This is a genomic window from Mesorhizobium sp. M1066, from assembly GCF_040318635.1.
Lineage (GTDB): Bacteria > Pseudomonadota > Alphaproteobacteria > Rhizobiales > Rhizobiaceae > Mesorhizobium.
This window is the reverse complement of record NZ_JAMYMR010000005.1, coordinates 282,543-305,474: the sequence shown is the minus strand read 5'-3', so window position 1 is coordinate 305,474 and position 22,932 is coordinate 282,543. Positions and strand designations below refer to the sequence as shown.

The 22,932-nt window shown below is 56.9% G+C and carries 17 protein-coding genes; 10 read left to right on the top strand and 7 right to left on the bottom strand.

What is annotated here, in order from left to right:
- Positions 1-8: 8 nt before the first annotated feature.
- From NKH52_RS10920 to NKH52_RS10880, 9 genes are all read left to right on the top strand, one after another.
- Positions 9-2,387 (top strand): GumC family protein, encoded by a 2,379-nt coding sequence (locus tag NKH52_RS10920; protein ID WP_352730817.1) that lies wholly within the window; start codon positions 9-11, stop codon positions 2,385-2,387.
- Positions 2,275-3,534, top strand: a complete 1,260-nt coding sequence (locus tag NKH52_RS10915; protein WP_352730816.1) for a tetratricopeptide repeat protein — start codon at positions 2,275-2,277, stop codon at positions 3,532-3,534. The genes NKH52_RS10920 and NKH52_RS10915 overlap by 113 nt, the downstream gene beginning before the upstream one ends.
- A complete protein-coding gene (locus NKH52_RS10910; protein ID WP_352730814.1) occupies positions 3,531-4,862 on the top strand; it encodes an O-antigen ligase family protein in 1,332 nt (443 codons plus the stop codon). The genes NKH52_RS10915 and NKH52_RS10910 overlap by 4 nt, the downstream gene beginning before the upstream one ends.
- A 144-nt stretch (positions 4,863-5,006) precedes the next feature.
- A complete protein-coding gene (rfbA, locus tag NKH52_RS10905; protein ID WP_352730812.1) occupies positions 5,007-5,888 on the top strand; it encodes a glucose-1-phosphate thymidylyltransferase RfbA in 882 nt (293 codons plus the stop codon).
- Positions 5,889-6,443, top strand: coding sequence for a dTDP-4-dehydrorhamnose 3,5-epimerase (gene rfbC, locus NKH52_RS10900; RefSeq protein WP_352730810.1), 555 nt, complete (start codon positions 5,889-5,891; stop codon positions 6,441-6,443).
- 22 nt (positions 6,444-6,465) lie between these two features.
- A complete protein-coding gene (gene rfbB / locus NKH52_RS10895) occupies positions 6,466-7,536 on the top strand; it encodes a dTDP-glucose 4,6-dehydratase (protein WP_352730808.1) in 1,071 nt (356 codons plus the stop codon).
- Complete coding sequence (rfbD, locus tag NKH52_RS10890; RefSeq protein ID WP_352730806.1) at positions 7,533-8,435, top strand: dTDP-4-dehydrorhamnose reductase; 903 nt, start codon at positions 7,533-7,535, stop codon at positions 8,433-8,435. The genes rfbB and rfbD overlap by 4 nt, the downstream gene beginning before the upstream one ends.
- Positions 8,432-11,902: a glycosyltransferase gene (locus tag NKH52_RS10885; RefSeq protein WP_352730804.1), complete on the top strand. Its 3,471-nt coding sequence runs from the start codon at positions 8,432-8,434 to the stop codon at positions 11,900-11,902. The genes rfbD and NKH52_RS10885 overlap by 4 nt, the downstream gene beginning before the upstream one ends.
- Positions 11,903-12,020: 118 nt before the next feature.
- Positions 12,021-12,806, top strand: a complete 786-nt coding sequence (locus NKH52_RS10880; protein WP_352730802.1) for a methyltransferase domain-containing protein — start codon at positions 12,021-12,023, stop codon at positions 12,804-12,806.
- A gap of 131 nt (positions 12,807-12,937) precedes the next feature.
- Here the strand turns inward: NKH52_RS10880 and NKH52_RS10875 are convergent, their stop codons facing one another.
- From NKH52_RS10875 to NKH52_RS10845, 7 genes are all read right to left on the bottom strand, one after another.
- Positions 12,938-13,717 carry a class I SAM-dependent methyltransferase gene (locus NKH52_RS10875; RefSeq protein WP_352730800.1) on the bottom strand — a complete coding sequence of 260 codons (780 nt, stop codon included), beginning with the start codon at positions 13,715-13,717 and terminating at the stop codon, positions 12,938-12,940.
- Between the two features lie 145 nt (positions 13,718-13,862).
- Complete coding sequence (locus NKH52_RS10870; RefSeq protein ID WP_352730799.1) at positions 13,863-16,367, bottom strand: hypothetical protein; 2,505 nt, start codon at positions 16,365-16,367, stop codon at positions 13,863-13,865.
- Positions 16,364-17,296: a hypothetical protein gene (locus NKH52_RS10865; protein WP_352730797.1), complete on the bottom strand. Its 933-nt coding sequence runs from the start codon at positions 17,294-17,296 to the stop codon at positions 16,364-16,366. Before NKH52_RS10865 ends, NKH52_RS10870 begins: the two co-directional genes overlap by 4 nt.
- A gap of 4 nt (positions 17,297-17,300) precedes the next feature.
- A complete protein-coding gene (locus tag NKH52_RS10860; protein ID WP_352730795.1) occupies positions 17,301-17,924 on the bottom strand; it encodes a class I SAM-dependent methyltransferase in 624 nt (207 codons plus the stop codon).
- Positions 17,925-18,944, bottom strand: coding sequence for a glycosyltransferase family 2 protein (locus NKH52_RS10855; protein ID WP_352730793.1), 1,020 nt, complete (start codon positions 18,942-18,944; stop codon positions 17,925-17,927).
- A 99-nt stretch (positions 18,945-19,043) separates the two neighbouring features.
- Positions 19,044-19,616, bottom strand: a complete 573-nt coding sequence (locus tag NKH52_RS10850) for an ABC transporter ATP-binding protein (RefSeq protein WP_352677151.1) — start codon at positions 19,614-19,616, stop codon at positions 19,044-19,046.
- Positions 19,617-19,750: 134 nt separating this feature from the next.
- Positions 19,751-20,638, bottom strand: coding sequence for an ABC transporter permease (locus tag NKH52_RS10845; protein ID WP_352730791.1), 888 nt, complete (start codon positions 20,636-20,638; stop codon positions 19,751-19,753).
- A 314-nt stretch (positions 20,639-20,952) separates the two neighbouring features.
- Here NKH52_RS10845 and NKH52_RS10840 point away from each other — a divergent pair, with 314 nt between their 5' ends.
- The gene (locus NKH52_RS10840; RefSeq protein WP_352730789.1) at positions 20,953-22,929 is read left to right on the top strand and encodes an SDR family NAD(P)-dependent oxidoreductase; all 1,977 of its coding nucleotides are present in this window, start codon (positions 20,953-20,955) and stop codon (positions 22,927-22,929) included.
- Positions 22,930-22,932 lie beyond the last annotated feature (3 nt).

Here is a 22,932-nt window from a genome sequence, read left to right as displayed (position 1 = left end):
CCTCGCGTATGCTCGATCGCAACAGGCAGCCCCAACTTGCCGGACCCGGACATGGCCAGGCCCTGTCCGCGGACTCCTATTACGACGTGCCGCAAAACTACGGTCCCTATGGTCGCGACTATGCGGGCCAGGATGAGGGGTTCAACCCGCTCAAGCTGCTTTTATACATCGTCCAGTATCGCTGGCTGATCGTCATGATGGCGGCGGCCGGGCTCGTTGCCGGCGTCATCGTGACGATGATGCAGACACCAAAATATCTGGCGACGACGCAGCTCGAAGTTCTGGTGCCTTCGGCGAAAGTGTTTCAGGACATTGAGGTTGTTTCCGAAAACAGCGACGTCCGGGCCTTCCTGACCGCTCGGGAGAAGCTGAAGAGCCGGGCATTGGCTCAGCGCGTGGTGTTCCAGCTTGGGCTTAGCGAAAAACCGGATTTTCTGTTTCCGACGCCGAGCTTTTCCCCGAGCAATATTGTCTACCGTGCGTTCGGGATGTCCAAGTCACCCTCCATTGAGGAGAAAACGCCCGAAGAGTGCGAGGCAATTGCCATCAAGCGCATCCAGGAAGATCTGACGGTCAATCTGGTCACCAATACAAGCCTGCTATCGATCACCTTCGTCGATCAAAAGCCGAAATATGCAAGCGACGTTGCCAATCAGGTTGCGCAGAGTTTTATCGATCAACGTCTCGATCAGACCAGCGAGACCTCTGATCTGGCACGGCAGTTCATCCAGGAACAGGTTTTGCAAGTGAAGCAAAAGCTGCAGACCTCCGAAGAGGAACTGGTCACCTATGCAAAAGATGCCGGCATCACGGTTACCGGCGATGACAAATCGCTGATCGGCTCCAACATCGAAGCCCTGAACACCGCCCTGGCCACGGCAATCCAGGAGCGTCTTGATGCGGGGCGGGTGGTCGATCAGATAGAAAAGGGCCGCGGGTCGAGCCTCGGTCCGGTTTTGGAAAGCGAAGGTTTGCAGAAGCTTAGCGATAAGCTGGCGGATCTGACCAGCCAGTATCAGCAGAAATTGGGCATCCTGAAGCCCGGTTTTCCGGAAATGCAGCAATTGCAATCGCAGATCAAGGAACTGCAGCGACTCTACAACAACGGCGTGCTGGCGATAACCGATTCATTGCGGCTGAAATATCAGGAAGCGCAGAACAAGGAAACCGACCTCAAGTCCAAGCTCGCGGAGATGGAGAGGCAGCAGGTCGTCTTCAACGACAAGAATATCAAATACACGATCCTGAAACGCGAAGTCGACTCCAACCGGTCGCAGTATGACAGCCTTATCGCCAAGCTGAATGAAGTCGGCGTTAGCTCGGAGCTCAAGACGCAAAGCGCTGCGATAGTCGATTTCGCTTCGCTGCCCACAGCCCCCTATTCTCCACGTCTGAGCATCAATCTTGCAGTCGCTCTCGCGCTTTTCATGGCCCTGGCTGCATCGATCATCTATATCATCGAGTTGCTGAACAACACTTTCACCAACCCGGAGCAGATCGAGAAAGAGCTGGGGCTGGCGATGCTCGGCATTCTGCCGCTTGTCGGTGACCGCGAACTCATAGCCAGCATCGCCGATCAAAAATCCGGGCTCTCCGAGGCCTATCGTTCGCTGCGAACATCGCTGCAGTTCTCCGGTGCGGAGGGCGCGCCGCGATCGCTTCTGGTGACCAGTTCGGAACCGTCGGAAGGCAAGTCGACCACGTCGTTCAAGCTTGGCCAGGATTTCGCGGCACTCGGCGCAAGGGTTCTGCTTGTCGACGGCGATCTCCGCAAACCCAACCTGCACCGGCTGTTCGGCCTCGACAATGCGATCGGGTTGAGCAACCTGCTGACAAATACCGTTCGCAAGGACGATCTGCCGAGCATTTTCAGACCGACGAAATACCCCAATGTCACCGTGCTGACGTCCGGAACGATTCCACCGAATCCGGCCGACCTGCTCTCGTCGCCGAAGATGGCGTTGATCTTGACCAATCTAGGCAAACGCTTCGATCTGGTCATCATCGACGCCCCGCCGGTCGTCGGTCTTTCCGACGCACCAATCCTCAGCCGGCTTGCCGAAGGCACATTGATGGTCGTTTCGACCAATCAGGTCACACGCAAGTCAGCCAAAACGGCGCTCAAGCGTCTGCGCTCAGCCGGTGCGAACGTGATCGGAGCGGCGATGTCGAAATTTACGGTCAACAAGTTCGATTACAATTACGCCTATAAATACATGAACTATCAGTACTACGACTATGGCGCGAGTACCCCGAAAATTGAGGGCAAAGTCGATGACGGAGCAGGCCAGCCCGCTCACGCGAAATCTCCGGCGTTCAGGCGTTTGGTTCGTCGCCTCCGTTCTGGTGTTGGCGGTTTCGTCGATAGGGCTAAGTCGGCTTCTTGAGTCGGAAACGCCGGCCGTCTCGCTTGCGCTTGATCCGTTGAACACAGATGCCTTGATAGGCGAAATTGCCGGTCGGTTGAGCGAAACAGGCGACGGTGTTGATCTCGACGTCTTGGCAACAAAGGCGAAGCGCGCGCTTCGTTTCAATGTCGGGGATGCCCGGCTCTACAGCCTGATAGGCGAGATTGAGTATCGACAAGGCGAGAAAGACGCGGCTTTTGAACTCTTCGACCAGGCTCGAAAGCTGTCCAAGACCGAAATCCATTCGCTTCAGAGATCGATCGATCGCTCGATCGAGGTGGGCGATCTGTCAAAGGCCGTTGCCGAGATCGACACGTTGCTGCGCCGGTGGCCCGACAGATTTCCAGTCATTGCGGCAGGCTTGCCGGCTATTCTTTCAAACCCGGACGGATATCAGGCTGTCCTGGCAGCCTTAAGGATCGAGGCGCCGTGGAGATCCAATCTTTTCTCCGCCCTTGGTAAGGATCCGCGGGGCCTGCGCGTCGCAAATCAACTGTTGCTTGACCTTGCCGGATCGAGCTCACGACCGACGTCGAAGGAATTGTCTGCCGTAATCAACGGGTACATCCGGCAGAAGGAATACGAGGCGGCCTATCGGCTGTTCCTGTTCAGTCTGTCCGATCAGGAGCGGACACTGGCCGGATACATTTTCAACGGCGGCTTTGAGCATATCCTCAGCGACAAGCCATTCGACTGGCAGGTTCGCGACCGCTCCGGTCTGGAAATTACCTTTGCCGGGGCGCGCGATGTCGGCGAAAGCGATAGCGGAGCGACTGTCCGATTCCTGAATACGCCGGTAAAGAACGCCGCGCTCCAGCAATACGTTGGATTGCCTCCCGGCTCCTACAGGATTTCCCTGATCGCCTCCGCGAGAAACCTGAAGCTGCCCAAACAGTTGTTCTGGTCCATCAGATGCGCGGATCCGGCGGGCGAAATAGCGCGGTTCAACATTCCGGAAGGCACATTCAATCGGCGGCAGTTGAGCCTGGATTTCGCGATCGGACCAGGCGCGTGTCCCATGCAATTGTTGCGGCTCGAAACAACTGCCATCGCTGAGAGCTGGCGATTTCGGTACGTTGGCACGCTGGTCATGCACAAATTGAGCATCGAAAGAGTTTCATCTTGAGAGAGCGGTCAACCCGGTCCACGGAATGGGAAAAATATCTGCTTGGGTCGGTTCTTTTCCTGTCAGTGCTTATTGGCGGCGGCACCGCGAGCGGTCTCTACACCGAAGCGCTGATCGAGGTGGCGGCGATTGTAGCGGCCGCGGCCGTCTTTTCAAGGCCGTCGGAGCACGGCATCCCTCGCTCGGCCCTGTGGTTGCTTGCTCTGGGCCTTGCCGTGTTCTGTTTTCAAATCGTGCCGCTGCCAGCCGCCCTGTTGAGCGGATTGCGGCCTGAGGTTCTACTTGCAAATCCGTGGCTGAGCGGTGAAACCGGGCTGCGTTTCGTCAGTGTCGGCGTGGGACGTACGATCGAGTGTCTGTTGTATTTCGTGGCGATGGCTGCATTCTTTCTGAGCGTCACTCGCCTGCGCCCAGATCAGGTCTACGGCCTTCTGCCCTTCTTTTTCATGGGTGTCATCTGTAACGGACTGGCTGCGGCGATCCAGTATTCGCTCTCCGATACGGTTGCCATACAGGGTTTGCTGCCGTTCACGATCAATGCCGGACTATTTGCCAACCAGAACCATTTTTCAGCTTTGCTCTTCGTCTCCATCCCCTTCGTCGTCTACTACGGCCTGTTTCGCGGGCACCTTCTGTCCGGGTCGCTCGGCTTGATAACGCTGCTGCTGCTGCTTCTGGCCGCCGGTTCGCGCGCCGGTATTCTGATAGGACTGGCGATCACCATAGTATCAGTCGTCTTTCTGTCCGCGCGCTCGAGGCTGGGCGGGTATGGAATACCCGCTGTCTTCATCGGGCTTTCGCTCTACACCATCGGGGCGTGGACGAAGATCGATGCGGAAGTGGTTGACCCGGCCTTTGGACGGGCCGAATTTGCCCGCACGACGATCGCGGGAATTGCAGAGAACTGGGCGACGGGCGTCGGCTTTGGGAGTTTTCCGAAAGTCTACCAGATTTACGAAAAGGGAGAGATGATCTTCAAGCCCTACGTCAATCACGCCCACAATGATTATCTGGAATTGGCACTTGAAGGTGGCGCGCCTGTTGTCTTTCTGGTCGCGGCCTACTCGGTATTGCTTTTTGCGTTTTCCCTTGCGGCACGGCGAGATCCGCTGCAGAAAATGGCATTTCTCTCAGTATCGTTTCTGCTCGTTCATTCCCTGGTCGATTATCCCATGCGAACGGCGGCGCTTGCGATGACTTTCGCCTATATGAATGGCATCATCTTTCACAAGGGACTTGCTGTGCGGTTAAGCCAGAGAGGCGAGTCGACCGAGGCCCATGATGACAATCTGCTTGTTCCCGTCAGGCCGGCCTTGGCAAGACGATAGCAATGCGTCGCCTGGAAGTGGCCATGGATTGGCGCTGGACCGTGGCCCGGTCGTTTGCCGAACGCCGAGATTGACAAGCCATTGCATGGAACCTAAGCACGGGCGGCTGGGGCCGGGGGGTTCAGGCATGTCAAGGAGAGCTTCTTGAAAGGAATTATCCTTGCTGGAGGCAGTGGAACGCGTCTTTATCCACTAACATTAGCAGTCTCTAAGCAAATTCTGCCGATATACGACAAGCCGATGATCTATTATCCGCTGAGCGTTCTGATGCTCGCGGGTATCCGGGAAATTCTGATCATTTCGACGCCCCGTGACCTGCCGATTTTTCGCGATCTGCTTGGCGATGGATCGGAGTTCGGCCTCGACCTGTCCTATGCCGAGCAACCGCAGCCCAACGGGCTGGCGGAGGCCTTCATCATCGGCCGCAATTTCATCGGCAAGGACAACGTGTCGATGATCCTCGGCGACAACATCTATTTCGGCGATGGGCTGTCGCAGCTTTGCCGCGATGCTGCCTCGCGCGAAAAGGGCGCTTCGGTGTTCGCCTATCATGTCGAGGATCCCCAGCGTTATGGCGTGGTTTCCTTCGACAAGACCACAGGAACGGCGCTGACGATCGAGGAAAAGCCGCAGGCGCCGAAATCCAACTGGGCGGTCACCGGTCTCTACTTCTATGACAACGACGTTGTCGACATCGCCCCTGCCATCCGTCCCTCGGCGCGCGGCGAGCTCGAGATCACGGCGGTCAACAACGTCTACCTCGAGCGCGGCCAGTTGCATGTGCATCGGTTGGGGCGCGGCTTTGCCTGGCTCGACACCGGCACGCATGACAGCCTGCATGAGGCCTCGTCATTCGTGCGCACCATCGAGCACCGCCAGGGCATCAAGGTCGCCTGTCCCGAAGAGATCGCCTTTGAACAGGGTTGGCTGACTGTGGACCAGGTTCTGCGTCGCGCCGACCGCCTGGGCAAGAATGAATATGCCGCCTATCTGCGCCGGCGTGTCGTCGACCTGTCGGAGGGCTAGGTGTTGGAGGTCAAGCCCCTTGGCATCGATGGCGTGCTGGAAATCGTTCCGAAGCGACATGGCGACGCGCGCGGGTTCTTCGTGGAAACCTACAATGCCGAGCGCTTTTCGCAGGCCGGCATAGACCTGGCTTTCGTGCAGGACAATCATTCCTATTCCGCCGCGGCGGGCGTCTTGCGAGGGCTTCATTATCAGCTTGCGCCGCGCGCGCAGGACAAGCTGCTGCGCGTCATCCGGGGCAGCATTCTCGATGTCGCGGTCGACATTCGCCGCGGTTCGAAAACATTCGGAAAATGGGTCGCTCTCGAAGTATCGGCCGAGAAGGGCAACCAGATTCTGGTGCCGAAAGGCTTCGCGCACGGCTTCGTGACGCTCGTGCCCGACACCGAGGTTCTGTATAAGGTGACCGACACCTATTCGCAGGCGCATGACCGGTCGGTCCGTTTCGACGATCCCGCCATCGGCATCGAATGGCCGTCATTGACCGGCGGGTTCCAGCTCTCGGACAAGGATCTCAAGGCGCCGCTGCTGGCCGCCGCCGAGGTGTTCGCCTGATGGGTTACGTGAGGACAGCGGCATGAATTTTCTGGTGACGGGCGGTGCGGGCTTTATCGGTTCGGCGGTGTGCCGGCATCTGTGCGCCAACCCGGCCTATCGGGTGACCAATCTCGACAAGCTTACCTATGCGGGAAACCTGGCCTCGCTGCGGCCGATCGAGAACGCACACAATTATCGCTTCGCGCAGGCCGATATCTGTGACGAAAAGGCGGTGCTCGACATCCTCCGGCGCGACGATATCGACATCGTCATGAACCTCGCCGCCGAGAGCCATGTCGACCGCTCGATCGATGGGCCGGGCACCTTCATCGAAACCAACATCGTCGGCACCTACAAGATGCTCAATGCCGCGCTGGAATACTGGCGCGGCCTGCCCGAAGACAGGAGGAGCCATTTCCGCTTCCATCATGTCTCGACTGACGAGGTGTTCGGCGATCTTCCCTTCGATGGCGGCATGTTCGTCGAGGAAACGCCCTACGCCCCATCCTCGCCCTATTCCGCCTCGAAAGCGGCCTCGGACCATCTGGTGCGGGCCTGGCACGAAACCTATGGCCTGCCGGTCGTGCTTTCCAATTGCTCGAACAATTACGGACCCTATCACTTTCCCGAAAAACTGATCCCGCTGGTCATCCTCAATGCGCTCGATGAAAAGCCGCTGCCGGTCTATGGCGCCGGCGCCAATGTGCGCGACTGGCTGTTCGTCGAGGATCACGCGCGCGCGCTGGAACTTGTCGCGACCAGGGGACTGCCGGGCGAAAGCTACAATGTCGGTGGCAATTCCGAGCGGACGAACCTTGGCGTCGTCGAGACGATCTGCGATCTGCTCGACGGCAGGCGGCCGCGGGCAGGAGGCAAGAGCTATCGCGACCTGATTTCCTTTGTCACCGACCGCCCCGGTCACGATCGCCGCTATGCCATCGACGCCTCGAAGATAGGCCGGGACCTGGGCTGGGCGCCCAATGAGAATTTCGACAGCGGCCTCGCCAAGACCGTCGACTGGTTTCTCGACAACAAATGGTGGTGGGGACCGATCCGCGAGCAGCGCTATGCCGGTGAACGGCTGGGCGAAGCACGCAAGGGGGCGGCGTGAGGCTGGTTGTCACAGGACGCGACGGGCAGGTCGCGGCAAGCCTCCTGGAGGCCGGCCAGGCGGCCGCCAGCGTTGAGGTCATCGCCATTGGCCGTCCGCAACTCGACCTCGCAAGACCCGACACCGTGATCGAAGCGATCGCGGCCGCGAAGCCCGACATCGTCGTGTCGGCCGCCGCCTACACGGCCGTGGATCAGGCCGAGGACGAGCCCGATCTGGCGTTCGCGGTGAACGCCGTCGGCGCCGGCAAGGTGGCGGAAGCGGCAAGGCGGCTTGGCGTTCCCGTCATCCATCTTTCGACCGACTATGTCTTCGACGGCTCGAAGGACAGTGCCTATGTCGAGACGGACGCGACCGCACCGGCCAGCGTCTATGGCGCCTCCAAGCTTGCCGGCGAGCAGGCGGTGGCATCAGCCAATCCGCGCCATCTGATCCTGCGCACGGCATGGGTCTACAGCCCGTTCGGCCGGAATTTCGTCAAGACCATGCTGCGGCTGGCCGCCGACCGCGACGAGATCGCGGTGGTGGCCGATCAGTGGGGAAATCCGACATCGGCACTTGATATCGCCGACGCAATCCTGCATGCGGCGGCACAGCTGCAGGAGGGCGCCGCCACATCCGGCATCTATCATCTGGCCGGAACCGGCGAGGCCAACTGGAGCGGCTTTGCCCGTCATATCCTGGACACAAGCCGCGTGTTGGGTGGTCCTTGGGCGCGGGTACGGGACATTGCAACGATGGCCTACCCAACCAAGGCGCGCCGCCCCGCCAATTCCCGGCTGTCGAGCGCGAAATTCGCGGCGGCGTTCGGGTGGAGGGCACCGGACTGGCGGCAATCGACGGAGGCGGTGGTGCACCGGCTTCTTATCGGGGAGACGAAACAGGCATTGACGGCATGAACAAGCACTCGTCACCCGAGACCGTGCGCGATGGGATGCCTGCTGGCAAGGCACGCGCCAAAGCGAAAACGGCACGGCCTGCAAAGCAGGACGTTTCACTTCGTGACCTGTACGACGCGCATCGCGGCAAAGTGTCGGATAAATGGTCGATCTATCTCGGCACATATGACCATATTTTTTCAGAGTATCGAGACAGGCCGGTTCGAATTCTGGAAATCGGAGTTCAGAACGGCGGTTCGCTGGAGATATGGCAAAAATATTTCCCGAATGCGGAACTCATTCTCGGCTGCGATATAAATTCAGATTGCGGCAATCTTGTTTTCGACGACAAGAGGATCGAGATATCCATAGGTGATGCCAACACTGATGAAGTCGAGCGCGATATCGTTTCGCGGTCGAAAAAATTCGATATTATCATTGATGACGGATCGCACCTGTCTTCGGATATAATACGCTCGTTCGCGCGATATTTCCCCCACCTTTCCGAAGGGGGCATGTACATCGCTGAAGATCTGCATTGCAGTTATTGGCAGGAGTTCGAGGGCGGTCTGTACGATCCGCTTTCCTCGATGTCGTTTTTCAAGCGTCTGCTTGATGTGGTCAACCATGAGCATTGGGGGCTGGATCGCCGTCGGGTCGATGCCTTGGCGACTTTCGCCGACAGGCACCAGGTCGCATTCGATGAAGCTTCTCTCGCATCGGTTCATTCCGTCGAGTTCTTGAACTCGCTTTGCATTGTAACGAAGCTGCCAATTCCGGAAAACGTCCTGGGCGCGCGCAGCGTACACGGGCAGGTCGCGCTCGCCGACGAGGGCATGGTTGCTCTCGACGAGACGAGGAGCAAGGCGACTGACCAAACCGGAAACCCATGGTCGCTGAGAACGACGACCATGGAAGCGGAAATCGAAACCAACAGGGCGTTGGTGGTAAGCCAGGAGGCACGCATCGAGGCTTATTCCGGTGAGATCGCTGCGCTGATGCTGGACCGCGAGCATCTCCGCGCGGCGACGCAAGCGCTGGAGTCGGCCCATGTAGCAAGAGACCACGACATCGCGGCGCTTCGGCGTGAGTTGCAGGAGCGCGAGCATACGTTGCAGGAGCGCGACCGGCAGATGGCCGTGTTGAATCACGAAATCGAGTTGATTCACAGCAGCCGAACTTGGCGTTATCGATCGATCCTGCGGAGACTTCTGTCACTTCCGAATAAGGCAATTTTCTATGCCGGACGGACCGTCGTGTTGCATCCAGTTCACCATTTGGAAGGTCTGCCATTGGGCAAGGGTGCCACGGAGTGGACAATAGCGGGTGAGGATCCGCAGTTCGAGCTCCTGTGGCCGGGCTTCGGCCCCCTGGTTCCTGGGCACTACCAAATCAGCGCACGTGTTCCGGCGGGCTCGGATGCGTTGACCGACGCGTACCTTTATGTCGACAGTGGCAGGGGCTACAACGAAATCGAACGGATCGATCTGCATTTTCGTTCGACTGGCAAGGGACCGGCCGTGGCCGTGTTTTCGCTTCATGCCGGCGCCCAAAAACTGCGTGTTGATCCGAGTGAGGCCTCTGTCAAGATTGCTATTGGCCGTGTGCGGTTGCGTCGGCTCGGCCGGATTGAATATTATGTGTCTCTCATCGGAAGAATCGTTGCTCGCCACGTGAAAAGCCCTGGTTCTCTCGTGCAGTCTGCCGCGCGTGGGGTAAAACTCCTGAGGCAAAGCGGCCTGCGGGGATTTGCAGCCAGGCTCCGGTCGGCGGAGGCACGAGGCGCTCTGGGCAGCATTACTTATGAAGGGTGGATTGCGCTCAACGATACGCCTACGGAACAAGACATTGCGGATTTGCGGCGGCGGCTGGCCCGGTTGGAGAACATGCCGCTCATTTCGGTGCTGATGCCGGTCTACAACACGCCAGAGAGGCTCCTGCGGGAAGCAATCGAGAGCGTCCGCGCCCAGATCTGCGGTAACTGGGAACTCTGCATCGCGGACGATTGCTCGACGAAACCGCACGTGCGGCGCGTTTTGAACGAATATGCGAAACGCGACCCGCGCATCAAAATCGTCTTTCGCGATAAGAACGGCCATATCTCGCATGCATCCAATTCTGCCCTGGAACTGGTCACCGGCGAGTGGGTCGCATTGCTCGACCACGACGATCTTCTCCGTCCGCATGCGCTGGCCGAAATCGTGCTGGAAGTCGATCGTCACCCTGATGCAGAACTGATCTACAGCGACGAAGACAAGATCGATGCGGAAGGCAGGCGCTATGACCCCTGTTTCAAGCCGGATTTCTCGCGGGAGCTTTTCCGCTCACAGAACTATCTGAACCATCTCACCGTGCACCGGGCGGAAAATATCCGCGCCGTCGGCGGCTGGCGCCCCGGTTTCGAGGGCAGCCAGGACTATGACCTCAATCTGCGCGTCTTCGAGCGCGTAGCCCCTGCGAGAATTCGGCACATTCCGAAGGTGCTCTACCACTGGCGTGCGGTGGAAGGCTCGACGGCGCTCGATGGCTCGCAAAAGAGCTACGCCTATACGGCTGGGTTGCGTGCGCTGGAAGAACATGTCGAACGCATGAAGATTCCGGCGAAAGCTGAGGAAGGTCCCGGCACACCCTGTTACCGCCTTCACTTTTTCGTCCCCGAACCGAAGCCGTTTGTGAGCCTCATCGTTCCAACGCGCGACAAGGTTGAGCTCCTTCGCAACTGTGTGGAGTCCATCCGCGAAAAGACCACCTACGGGAATTACGAGATCCTGGTGGTCGACAATGGCTCGGTGGAGGAGGAAACGCTCGCTTATTTCAGCGAGCTGATGAGTGCGAAGAATGTTCGTGTGCTCCGTTACGACAAGCCGTTCAATTATTCCGCGATCAACAATTTCGCCGTGGGAAAAGCGAAGGGGTCGATCATCGGCCTCGTCAACAACGACATCGAGGTGATCTCACCGGACTGGTTGACGGAAATGGTCTCCTGGGCCGTTCAGCCGGATGTGGGTTGCGTCGGTGCCAAGCTCTATTATGCCAATGATACCATTCAGCATGGCGGTGTGATTGTCGGATTGGGCGGCGTCGCCTGCCATTCGCATAAGGATTTCCCGCGCGATCATCCTGGATATTTTTACAGGTTGAAGGCTCTGCAGAATCTCTCCGCTGTGACGGCAGCTTGTCTCCTGATCCGCAAAAGCGTGTTTGAAGAAGTTGGTGGTCTCAACGAGGTGGACCTGACGGTAGCCTTCAACGATGTGGACCTTTGTCTGAAAGTCGGGGAAGCCGGCTATTCAAACGTCTGGACGCCCTATGCCGAGCTTTACCATCTCGAAAGCGTCTCGCGCGGCATTGATGCTGCTCCGGAAAAAATGGAACGTTTCAGCAGAGAAATTGCGTATATGCAAAGACGATGGAAAGAGATCATCGAGCGTGATCCCTACTATTCGCCGAACTTGACCAGAGGGCGCGAGGATTTCTCGCTAAGCTGATGTCGGAAAAATGGCGATGGCCGGGACCGGCTTCGATCCGGGTTAATCGACGCCGACGATCGGTTCTCGATGGGTGTGCTCTCAGCCAGTCATGCGTGTGATGGTGAAATAAAATCAGATGAGATTCTTTCGTAAGTCTCCCCCAGTGCTAGAGCCGCGCACAAAGAATATTACCTCGGCGTTGAACCTTTCTGGAAAGGGCATCGAATACGGCCCCTTGCATGCTGCGCTTTTGCGGAAGCCGCATTACGACGTTTCCTATGTGGATCACGCTGACCGCGCTTCCCTGATGCAACACTATGCCAACGATCCCAACGTCGACGTCAGCCTGATCCCCGAGATCGACATCGTCACCGGCGGCAAGCTGATTTCCGAATTTCTCCCAAAGGAGTCGATCGATTACATCGTGGCGTCGCATGTCATGGAGCATGTGCCCGATCTGCTGGGATGGCTCGAGGCAAATCTGTATGTCCTCAAGCCCGGCGGCCGGATGGCCGTAGCGTTTCCGGATAAACGCTACTGCTTCGACCTGAAACGAAAAAGCAGCATGATTTCGGATCTCGTGGCGGCTTACCTTGAGAGGCGGACGAAGCCGAGTTTCCAGCAGATTTGCGATCATTTTTGGAATATTAGCAAAGCTAACCCGGTGGATTGTTGGAGCGGAAATATTACTGCTGAAAATGCTGAATATGTAATGGACCGAAACGGTATTGTAGACGTTCTGAAGGATCTGAAAAGCAGGGAAGGGTACGTTGATACCCATTGCTGGGTATTTGCTGATTCCGAGTTTATTGGGTGCATGAATTCAATAGGAAATATAATAAAAGGCTCTTTCGAGGTTGCATCATTCTACCCAACGCAGCCAAACACGTTGGAATTCTATGTGACGCTTAGGCGGCTTTAAAGCTTTATGGCGACCGCAATGGCTTCAAGGTTGCTTAGATCGCTTGGCATTTTTGGGCAGCAAGATGCTGAGCTCGTCGACACGAAGCAATGGCCCTGCGAAAAAATGTGCCTGAACTTCAGCCTTGAAGTTCACGCTTTGTGCGCCACAAGGGCCAATGCCGGGCCGTTCGGGTGGTCTGGGTGGTCAAATTCGATTGCCTTCACGGTGAAGCCGAAATCGGCGATCGCCCGCATCAGGGAATCCCGGGTAAGCCAGAATGCCCAAGGCTTTCCGCCGCCGCAGAAGCCGGCCCATTTGAGCGCTTCCTGATAGTTGCGTCGGGATACCGTATAGGACTTGCCGTTGACCTCGATCTCGTACGGCTTCTCGAACTGCTTGGCCAGATTTGGGCGGGTGCGCAGCGAGTCGTCGTAATAGTGCGTCCAGAGGAAGAGTGTATCGGACACCCGCGCAATGTTACGGAGAAACTCGATGGGGTGGACCATATGGTAGAGTATGCCTGATGCCACGCATACGTCGAAGCGTTCGCTGGTTTCCGACAGATACGTCATCGCATCGCCATAGAGAAACCGGGCACGGTTGAGGTCGAAGATTTCCTTGACGCAGAGGCATTTCAGGTAGGATCGCGAATTGGCCTCGACGGCGAGTATCGATTCCGCGCCTGCTTGATGCATCATGTAAGTGTGTCCGGCCTCCAGCGGCCCGAGCTCCAGGATGCGCTTGCCGGAAAATCCCCCCATGGTTTTCGAAAGCCAGTCGATGCGTGCATCCTCAAATAGGGCGGCACTCCCGGGATCTGTCGTCGCGTCGGCCGTCGCTGGAAATTTGGATGACCATTCGCCTTTGAAAATATCAACTGCATTTTGGGCGCTTGGCGAAGTCGCGACATATGCGTCTAGAATGTCCATCATTTCCTCTAAAGTCGATGCTGGGGCGGACCTTAGCAGCCGGCAAAGCCTCCGTCACGCTGGCTCCCTCGCATGCCTCTTCAAAAGTGTGTGGCTGTCGCTGGCGAACACCGATGATGGGAGGCGCAGGTAGGGGATGGGCCGTTCAGGTGCCTGTCAGTAACCGGGAAGCTCTGCCATTCACCATGATTAGGAGAATAACTGAGACCGCAAAGCCGGCGATGCAAAGTTTCAGCGTCTTCAGCAGGTGACCCGTGTCATAATAAAAACGAATTTCGCTTTGCCCGCTCACCTCAACTGCGGGAAAAAAATCTAAAAATTTGCCTAATCTTACGGGGGTTCCATTTAGTGTGGCACGCCAATACTTATTGGAACGAATGGGAAAAACGACCCATCCATGGGTTGCTCCCGAATATTCTACTGTTACGTCATCCGGTCGATAAGTCGTAAGGCGCACAGGGCCAAAATCTGCTTCCGGTTGTCCGCCCAATCCATTCACATAGTAGCCCGAACCTGAAACCTCGTGATTTTCAATAACGCTAATGCCCGGCTCTACCGGCGCGATCGAGAAATTCTGCGGAAGACGAGTTTTCTCAATAATCTTGATTCTTGGGATGCCGGGAAATGTGGTCGGCCCAATTTGATAGGTTGCCCCCGCGGCGGTCTCGAAGGTCCATGCGCTGACCAACCCTTGACTATCGGGTTTGGTCATTGAGATGACGTACCGATACGTTCCGGCCACGAGAGGAATGTCTTGATTGAAAACAAAGGTGGCGAATTGGTTATTGCGTATCGCCTCCGGCGGTAATTCAGCATGAGCCAAGGGGGTCTCGCCATGGAAAAGATCAAAAGTCAGAGCCGACGGGGCGTAGTCCTGATCGTAGGTTCCAAATAATACCTGCACGCTTGCAACGCTCATGGGCCTATCGATTAACAAGTCACTTTTGAGGGAACCAAATTTAAGGGGGGGGCTAGGTTTCGGGTCAACTCCAGTGGCCTCATAAGCCAATTCAGTGCACCCCCCTTTGACAAGGAAGAAACGGACAGCAGCATAGGTAATCCCCCGGCTGGAGAAGTTGATGTCGGAGCATTGAATTATGGAGGCCGTATATGTCGTCTGATAGGAAGATACTATGTCTGAAGCTATCTTTTTTTGGGCATCGGTACGAAAACCGTGAGCAAACAATTCTGGCAATCGATAATTCGACAAAACGCCTGAGGTAACAAAGCTACCGTCTGCTATAACACTCTGTCCCGGCAGAATTTTTGACAACGTATAACTCAGAGACGGCGTTTCCGGAAAGAAAGTATCGATATCAGGTCGAGCATTTAATTGCGTGAAAGAATAAGAAAGATTAATAGCTTGTATTGCCAAAATTATTAGTGCAATATGAAATTTATAAGAAACTTTATAAGTTAAAGAGGTATTGTATATATGGCTCATAGTATAAGATGACAGAACAGCAACTGATAGGCCAATCAAAATTGACGCTCTACTCCAGGTGTTGACGGAAAATCCCGGAATTGCGCTCACAAGTTCGGCGGGAGCCATGCCGAAAGCAGTTGCCAGCGTGAATATGGCCACAAGTAGCCCAAAGACGGCAAACCGATCGGGTGACCTGAAGATAAAATATAGGGCAATAAGGGTGAGGAAAGCGGCGGGCACTCCAGCCGAAAAGGTACGCTCAACGCCCAGGTGGTTCACAAAGTCAGAGCCAAACATGTTAACGATATCATAAGGCGTGAATATAGTGCCACCCGTTCGAATCGATAAGTCAGTTGAATCGAGAATGTCTTTGAGTTGCAAAAGGCCGGGGAGGGATAAGAAGGCGCCCGCAATACCTGCGCATCCCAGCCCGATAGATCGCCTGATCATAAGCTGATTGACGCCGGTGCTCCTGATTTCGACAGCGAGGACCACGATCGCCAGGATCAGGGCCGAGATGACTCCAAGCAGGGCGACAAATGGAAAGCCGCCCAGACCCATCAAGGCTACGCTGAAAGTGAACCCCAGAGCCCAACTCAAACGGCCTGTCTGCCAATATCGAAGCTGAGTGGCGAGGACCCATGGAACAAGAGCGCTCGTTGTCAGGTGCGGCCAATGTGCCCAGGCGATGTTAAAACCGCAAAATGCGAATACCATGGCGCCGAAAACCGCAGCCAAACGATTTCTGAACATGAAAAACAGCAGAAAATAGGTGCCGAAAGCAGCCAGGAGATAGTTTGCCAGGATCGCAAATGTGTAACCCATGGCCTCGTTGGGGGTCAGCGCATAAATTAGAAAGGGTATTGAAAGGCCTTCGTAGATCGGCGACTGGATGCCTGTTGCGCCCAGCTGATGGACGGGGTTCCATAGCGGGATATGCCCCTCCCATAACTCTCGCCTAAACTCTCTCCAGTTTGGTAGGCGGTGATCCAGCGCGTCAGAACGCTCTGCATTGATAAGTGGGGTGTCGATCCCAGCATTGTCCCATCCTGGATACGCCAGCAGCAGATCCATTGGTGCCAGCGTTTGCCGAAAAGGATTCACGCCGACGATTCCCAAGACGAGAATGAAAAGAAGCATCATCGAAATGATGTGTCGCAGAAATGGGGTCTCTCCCGGCAAATGGCTGTTTTGCACGGGTGCTTCCCCCATTTGCGTGTTCATGCGCTCTTCCCCTTTTGCGATATCAATTCCACCAGGGCGACCAGGCAGTCTCCGAGAACGGAGACGAGCCGGTTGCCGAGAGCAATCGCGGTGGCTGCCGGAGGCGGCAGGCCCGCGGCGGTAAGCCCCATGATCAGAACTGCTTCACGCACCCCAAGGCCACCCGGCGCCCCCGGAACGACAAAGCCAATGAGCCAGGCAGCCGCTCCTATGCCGACCAGCTCGGCCACATGCCCCGCATCGTCCAAGGTTCTGGAAAGCGCAACGATCAGCAAGCCATTGCCGATGAAAAACAGTGCATAGAGAAGAAATGCTTCGGCAGAGGCGATTAGCGCTCTTCTCCCGATGCCGGCGATCCTGAAGCGAAACAAAAGCGCTGTCCCGACGGCAAGCGCAAAAAGCCCGGCGGCGATTATTCCCGCAAGCAATCTAGGGTTATCGAGACCATAGCGCGCATAGGCATCCTGGAAAACCGGCCATGCCAGCAAGGCGGCCAATGTTCCTGCGGCAAGGATGATGATGGACAATTCCCCTATCTGGGCAAAGGCAAGCGCCTTGTTCGACGCTCCGGCATTGCGGGCGAGGGCAAACCGGCCAACCATATGCATCACGTTGCTCGGCAGGTATTTGTAGATCTGCGTCTTCCCAAAAATGCCAAGCGCACGACTCAACCCAAGCGACGGCCCGTCAACGGCAACCAGGAAGCGATACCACGCGATGCCGACCAGTTGCAGGATGACGGCATAGGCGATGGCGCAGCCCGGTATGGCGATCAGAAAAAATGGTGAGATGAGTTGTCGTTGCAGGTCGCCGAAGGAGCGATGGATCGCCAATCCGACGAAGACAAGCGCGGCAAGGCTGACAATCAGACCCCCGGCGCGAATTATTGAATTTAGCTTTCTGCTTTTGGTTGATGGTGCCGTCGGCATTGTCTCAGTCACAGCGGCAAAGGGCCATGGTCCAAGGAAGCGGTTTGCGGACCTCCACGACCTCCAGAGATTTTCCTAGCAGGTTGATGAAGGATGCGGATGACCAGTGCTGGATATGCCCTGGGGTATTTCCAAGGCTTGGGATGTATTTACCTCTGGCCATGTTAAGTGCCCGCCAGACAGGCTCGCGTGGCACGCTGACAAGAAGGTAAGGTTTGGCAAGCGATTTGAGTATCGCAAGTGCTTGTTCGGTATCGGGAATATGCTCGAGAACTTCGCAACAGATCACCAGTTCGGCCGAAGCGACTTCCGGTGTCAGGTCGAAAAGCGAGCGTGTTTCAAATATCGGCTCCAGCCCACGCTTCGTGCATTGCTCGTTAGCCTCCGAAACACTGACGGATTCCAGGTCGCTGCCGCGAACATTCCATCCCCCATCATGAAGGCGAATGGACAGATTTCCCTCGCCGCAGCCGACCTCATAAGCGTTGCGGACGCCTGTCTTCGCCGTCAACATATCGAAACTGCTCAGAAAGCCATCCATGAGATATCGTGCGATCGGATTCCGGGTATTGTATTTGTCGTAGTAATTGCCCGGAACGTTATCGTAGGCTGCTGGCGCTTCGTTCATCTACACTATTCCGCTTATTTTACCTGCCTGAACCTTGAAATCTTCGCGATTTGCCGAAAGGGAGCGGATCAATGCGTTCTCCCGATGCTCCTGCTGCAATTGCCTGATCCGGATTTCTTCGAGGATTTGCCGGTTAACCGCGATCAGTTCGGAAAGGATACCACTCATGGCGAGGATGCCAGCAAGGGCAAGCAAGGCGCTGGAGAGAATCAGGGACTGAATGTTGCCGCTGCCTTCGCCCCTCAGGTAGTGGAAAAGGAACCGGGCGATCATGATCAAACCCGGTGTGGCGACTATGGCCGCACACACCGAGAAGAAGCGCAGCGGGCTATAGACGACAAAGATCCTCACAACCGTTATCAGGGAGCGCCGGACATAGCTTGGTATGCTCTTGACCAGCCGCGAGGGCCGAAGATCGCCGTTCACGCGGATTGGCACGGAGGTGATCGGAATGTTCCTGCGTCCCGCCTGGATGATGGTTTCCAGCGTATAGGTGTAGCGGTTGAAGACGTTGAGCTGTATCGCCGCGTCGCGGTGGATGGCACGGAAACCGCTCGGCGCGTCGGGAACCGTCGTGCCGCTGGCAAGCTTGACGGCCAGGCTTCCAAGCTTCTGCAGAAACTTCTTGACGGGAGAAAAATGCTCTATCTCGCTGATCGGCCTTGCGCCGACGACGATCAGGGCCTTTTTCTCCAATATCGGGCGGACGAGATCGGGAATGCAGGAGGCATCATACTGATTGTCAGCATCTGTGTTGACAATAACATCGGCGCCGAGCTTCAACGCCGTCTCAATGCCGGTCATGAAGGCTTTGGCAAGCCCCTGATTGTGGGGCAGCGAGACCACGTGATCCACCCCGTTTTCCCGGGCAACCTCCACTGTGCGGTCAGTGGAGCCATCGTCGATCACGAGCCACTCTACCTGGTCGAAACCCTCGACCCGGCGCGGCAGGTCTGCAAGCGTGACGGCGAGTGTCCCCTCCTCATTCAAGCATGGGATCTGGATGATAAGCTTTGACAATCCACCCTCTTCTAATTTTTCTTAAGACCGACTGGCTGCCATTTTCGGCATGGACCCGAAGAACTTTGGATATCAAGCCAATTGATCGCGAGGCGGCTTTTAAACCAGGGACTCGATCCGGCCAGCCCGAAGCGTCATTTTCTTCGTGCAAACGCGCTCGATGAGCGCATCGTCGTGGCTGGCCAATACTATAATGCCGGCCTTTTCCGCCAGTTGGTCCATCCGTTGTTTGGCTTTTTCCTGGAACGATGCGTCGCCGGCGCCAATCCATTCATCCATCAGCAGAATTTCGGGCTCGAGCGTGGTCGCCGCCGCAAATGCCAGGCGCGCCGCCATGCCCTGGCTGTACGCCTTGAACGGCAGGTCGATGAAGTCACCCAGTTCGCTGAAATCGATTATTTCTTCCATCTTCTCTTCGATCTCGGTCGTCGTCCAGCCGCTGATCAATCCTCTCAGCACGATGTTCCTGCGCCCGGTGGCCTCGGGGCGAAACCCTATGTTGATGTTGAACAGGGCATCGACCTTGCCCGCGATCGATATCGTGCCACCCGACGGCTGATAGATTCCATATAGAACCTTGAGCAGCGTCGTCTTGCCGGCGCCATTCGGGCCAACAAGGCCCAACCGGTCGCCTGCCTTGAGTTCGAAGCTGACATCGTCGAGCGCCTGCACGACCTGCTTGGTGCCCGATTTGGCTATGTTGCCGCCAAGAGCGCTGCGACGCCGGCCAGGCGCCGAAAGTGTCAGTTTTTCGAACAGACGATAAACGAGGCTGACATTGTTCAGTTGGATAGATGTCATGGAACTCAGATCAGGAAAACGATGCGTTTGCGATAACGGCCCAGCAACAGCAACGCAAGAGCCCATAGGCCGAGACTGATGTAACCAGCCACGGCCAATGCATGCGTCGGAAATATGCCGGCCGTGATCGGCTCACGCACGCCCTCCAGGAAATAGGTGAAAGGATTCCAATGGTAGGCATACTTTTGGACGCCTTCCTGACCGCTATAGACCCAGAAGACCGGCGTGAAGAACATGCCGACCCGCATCAGATTCCCGACGATGAACTCACTATCGGGAAAGAAAGCGCCCAAGAACGCAAAAACCGTTACGAATGCGGGCGTTGCCAAGATGATGAGCAGCAGCCCCAGCAGCGATAGCAGCCAATTCGTGTTGATCCCGTAACCGCCCAGCAGCAGAACAAGAACGCAACCCGCCAACGAATAAGCAGCTCTGATGATGCATTGCATCGTCAATCGCATCACATAGACGAACAACGGCAGCGTTGTGCCTTGAATGAAGCTCGCTTCTCGCTGGAAGAGCGACACACTCATGGTGATGGTTTCGGTGAGATAGAACCAGACCAGCATGCCGATGGCTACATAGGCTATATAGCTTGGGTTGCTGGCGTCTGTGGTCACGAAAACAAAGACAAAAGTGCCGACGAAAGCGAAATAATTGACCAGCATCCAAAGCGGGCCGAGCGTCGTGCGTCTGTGTTGGTCGCCGATGTCCTCATGGGCAAGCGCAATCCAGACCCGGTGTAGTCTCATGGCCTTTGAGATGTCGTCAAAAGCGCCGTTTAGTGCCGCAATCATAGCTGGGAGTATCGCAATCCGTTGTTCTGGCGCATTATTCTTCGCTGGCCATAGCGAACCACCAAGCCCGTCTCTAATAGCCATTTCGATGGGCATATGGCAACGCATTGCGTCGTAACGCGGTGGGGAGCAGAGTCAACTGCGGCAAAACTGAACACATGCTTATGCTGTGTGGCTTATTTAGTGTTTGGTAATGTTGACTTTGCGGCAATCGCCCGAGCAAGATCCATGTTCTCCACTGACCGCCTCTTCCCGAAAAAACCTCTGGCTATGCCCTCGCCCCCGAAGTATGCGATACAGGACGGCGGGGGCCGGGGATGGCACTTGAGTAAGGTGATCGGTCGCGAAGTATCTTCGTGTCGCACCTCGCTGGTGTTGATGCCCCTGAGCCTGGAGTCTAGTGCCGTCCAATGAATTCCCACCTCGAAGCTGTGTTCGGGCTCAGGCCACAGATGCGGCGCGCCTTCATCATGGTCCAGGACGTGGTCATGGTCCTGGTCGCCGTTGCGCTCAGCCTCGTGCTTTCGCGGTCTAATCTTTCGTTCGACGCGCTCTCCAAGGAGGGTCTGGCGACATGGGCGGGCATCGTCGTCATCAGCCATTTGCTGTTCCGCTACAGTGGCCTCTACACCACCGTCTGGCGCTTCGCCTCGACGCCGGACTTTTTCAACATCCTGAAGAGCTGCGCGATTTTGACGTTCACTCTTTACATGGCGTCGCTGCTGCTGCGTTTTTACCGGCCGGTGGCGGGGCTCAACGAGCGTCAGTTCATCGTCTTCTTCCTTGTCTCCTTCACCATCATCTCGGCACCCCGGCTGTTCTACCGCTTCCTGCGTGACGGCGCGAGCTGGGGGATTCTGAGCCGCAAGACCGACATCAGGCAGGCCAAGCGCGCTCTGTTCGTCGGCCGGCTCGACGAGGCCGACCTGATCATTCGCTTCACCCGCACGGCGCAACCGGCGGACTATTCCATCGCAGGCATCATGGCGACCGAGCGCGGCGCACCGTTGGGCACGCGGATTCAAGGTGTTCCCGTGGTGGCGGCCATGCCGCGCCTGATCGATGTCCTGGAAGACTATGCGACCGGCACCAAAAGTCTGGACCTGCTGATTTTCGGCAGCGGCGCCGAGCACGAGATCGAGGAGTATTCGGAACTCGTCCGCGTTGCCCGGCACGGCGACATAAATGTGGTGCAGTTCTCAGGCCTTTCGGAGTTGGAACAGCACGGAAAGCTGGTTCTCGACACCGTTGAGATGGAAACGATCCTGCGCCGTCCGGCGGTCGCGTCCGACATCCAGCGCATCGGCGCCTTTGTCAGCGGCAAACGCGTTCTGGTGACCGGCGGCGCCGGTTCTATCGGCCAGACGCTGGTCAAGCGGTCGCTGGAACTGGGAGCCGAGGCGGTGCTGGTCGCCGACAACTCCGAGTTCGGCATTTTCCAGTTGAGCCAGTATGTTGACGAGAAGGACCATGACCGGCTCAAGGTCCGCATCGTCGATGTCTCGGACCGACGCCAGATAACGCGTGTCGTCACGGAATTCCGGCCGGACATCATCTTTCACGCCGCGGCGCTCAAACATGTTCCGCTGCTCGAGGAGAACTGGGATTCAGCCATTCAAACCAACATTTTCGGAACGCTCGTCTGCGCCGAGGTTGCCGCCAAGTGCGGGGTTGCGCAATTTGTCCTGATATCGAGCGACAAGGCGGTGGATCCCTCATCAGTGCTCGGCATGACGAAGCGGGCCGCCGAACAGATCATCAGCGCCTTGCATGGCGAGACGGGCGGGCGTGACCCGGCCACCAAGTTCATTGCAGTGCGGTTCGGCAATGTCTTCGGCAGCAATGGTTCGGTGGCGACCATATTCCAGGCGCAAATCGAGGCCGGAGGGCCCGTCACCATCACCGACCGGCGCATGACGCGCTATTTCATGACCGTGGCCGAAGCCGTCGATCTCGTCATCATGTCGGCGGCCGATGCCGCGTCGCGGCAGAGCGGACACGATTATGCCGTCTATATGCTCGACATGGGCAAGCCGGTGCCGATCCTTGAAGTGGCCGAAACGATGATCCGCTTGTCCGGAAAGAGCCCATACAAGGACATCGCGATCCGGTTCACCGGCATCAGGCCGGGCGAAAAACTTCACGAAACGCTGCATGGCGAAGACGAGGAACTCGTCGAACTCGGCATCTCGAAGGTTTTCGGCCTCAGCACGGACGCCGTGGAATGGTCGGATGTCCAGGTCGCGCTCTCGGCCCTGCAGCAGTCGGCGAAAAACCAGGACAAGGCTGCCGCGCTCGCCGCATTGGCAGGTCTCGACCGCGCCAAGAAGGCCAGGGAGAGTGCACGTCAAGACGCGATCCCGAAAACGGCCGGGCAGGCGAGCTAGGTT